Origin of the sequence: Paraburkholderia sediminicola (genome assembly GCF_046027825.1) — a bacterium.
Lineage (GTDB): Bacteria > Pseudomonadota > Gammaproteobacteria > Burkholderiales > Burkholderiaceae > Paraburkholderia > Paraburkholderia sediminicola_D.
Genome location: NZ_JAQQDU010000245.1, coordinates 1 through 845 on the forward strand (window position 1 = coordinate 1; position 845 = coordinate 845).

Consider the following 845-nt stretch of genomic DNA (forward strand, 5'->3'; position numbering starts at 1 on the left):
GGCCTGTTGACAATCACCGCCGAGGGGGCTGTTAACTTTTGAGGAAAACTGTTTACATCCTGTCTTTTGCGGAAGAACAGGATGCCAAGACTGATGCTCAGCGACGACCAATACGAACGGATCGCACTCTTGCTGCCGGGCAAATCCACCGACCCGGGTCGGACCGCAGCAGACAATCGACTGTTTGTCGAGGCCGTGCTATGGATCGCACGCACTGGTAGCCCATGGCGCGATTTGCCGCCCGATTTTGGACCGTGGAACAGCGTGTACCGACGCTTTGCCAGATGGTCTCGGGCAGAAATATGGCATGCGGTACTCGCCGGGCTTGCGGGTGACACTGACCTTGAGGAAGTCTTCATTGACAGTACGATTGTGCGTGCCCACCAGCATGCCGCCGGTGCGGCGAAAAAAAAGGCGAACAGGCGATCGGGCGCTCGCGCGGTGGATTGAGCACCAAGATTCACGCTCTGGTCGACGGTCTGGGTATGCTCGCTCGCTTTCATCTGACGGGCGGACAGGCTGGAGACAGCCCCGAGGCTCTGCCTTTGCTGGGCGAACTGAGACCCGCCAGTCTGGCTGCCGATAAGGCTTACGATACAAACGCGATCCTGCAGCATCTGGAATCAGCGGGCATTCAAGCTGTCATCCCCAGTCGCGCCAATCGTGTTGAGCAACGTCCTTTGGATGAACATCTGTATGCCTCTCGAAATCTGGTCGAACGGTTCTTTTGTCGCATCAAACAATTCCGGCGCGTTGCTACCCGCTACGACAAGCTCTCCGAACGATTCTCATCATTCGTTGCGCTCTCCGCCGCTTTCATCTGGGCCTGCTGATTGTCAACAGGC

Annotated in this window: 1 protein-coding gene; it reads left to right on the plus strand. The window is 57.3% G+C overall.

Annotated features, from left to right (window positions below; translation table 11 throughout):
• Positions 1–81: 81 nt before the first annotated feature.
• A protein-coding gene (locus PQQ96_RS42100; RefSeq protein ID WP_408303338.1) for an IS5 family transposase occupies positions 82–833 on the plus strand; the annotation gives its coding sequence in 2 pieces (ribosomal slippage) (positions 82–409 and positions 409–833; 753 coding nt in all).
• Positions 834–845: the final 12 nt, after the last annotated feature.